We start from the raw sequence: 902 nt of genomic DNA on the forward strand, positions 1-902 counted from the left end.
ATGAGCTCAAGCTGCGCCTCCAGCAGGAGCGCGATGGCCGCAAGAAGCCCCGCCTCCAGATGCTCTATCTTCTGGCCACTGGTCAGGCCCGCGAGCGGCAGGAGGCGCCCGTCGCGCATAGCGAGCGTCGCAATACCGTCGGGCGCTGGCTCGCGTTGTACGCCGCGGGCGGTCTGGCGGCCTTGCTGGCCATCCGCACTGCTCCCGGCAAACCGCTCTCGCTCTCGCCCGTGGCGCTGGCGGCGGTGGAACAGGCGCTGCACCAACCCGTGGGCTTCGCCTCCTCCGAAGCCCTGCGCCAGTGGCTGCGCGACACCCATCAGATTGACATCAAGTACAAGACGCTGTACACCATCGTCCGAACGCGCTTCACGGCCAAACTCAAAGTTCCGCGTCCGAGCCATCAAAAAAAACCCTGACGCGCTGACCGCCTTTCGGCGCGATTGCGGCAGGCGCCTCGCCGCCGCCATCCCCGCCGGCGATCCGCGCCCCATCCGGGTCTTCAGCCAGGATGAACGCCGCTTCGGTCTGCTGACCATCCGGCGGCGGCGCTTGACCGCGCGGGGCGTGCCGCCGGTCGGCATCATCCAGCATGTCTTCCAATCATTTTACCTCTATGGCGCGGTGGCGCCGACCAGCGGCGAGCGGTTCTTTCTGGAGAGTCCCGCCCTGAATGCCGACCAGTTTCAACGCTTTCTCGACGCCTTCAGTCAGGCGTTTGCCGCGAGTCTGAACATCCTGGTGCTCGACACGAGCGGCGCGCATACTGCACGGCGACTGACGATTCCAGAGAACGTGCGGCTGGTGTTTCTCCCGCCGTATTGGAGCAAGATATGGATTGCAAGAACCATCAGGAAATCTCACCTCTATTCTTTTTGCTTTCGGACTTGATGAATAAACAG

Annotated in this window: 1 protein-coding gene and 2 pseudogenes; 2 read left to right on the top strand and 1 reads right to left on the bottom strand. The window is 63.6% G+C overall.

Annotated elements, in window-relative coordinates:
- Positions 1 to 419, top strand: a 419-nt coding sequence (locus tag NZ923_10700; GenBank protein MCS7230479.1) for a helix-turn-helix domain-containing protein, incomplete at its 5' end; no start/stop codon positions are given.
- Positions 325 to 810, top strand: a pseudogene (locus NZ923_10705) (transposase). The gene NZ923_10700 and the pseudogene NZ923_10705, both read left to right, overlap by 95 nt.
- A 15-nt stretch (positions 811 to 825) precedes the next feature.
- On the opposite strand, the pseudogene NZ923_10710 reads toward NZ923_10705, so the two are convergent.
- Positions 826 to 902 (bottom strand): annotated as a pseudogene (locus NZ923_10710) (glutamine synthetase).

This window comes from Candidatus Kryptonium sp., from assembly GCA_025060635.1.
Classification (GTDB): domain Bacteria; phylum Bacteroidota; class Ignavibacteria; order Kryptoniales; family Kryptoniaceae; genus Kryptonium.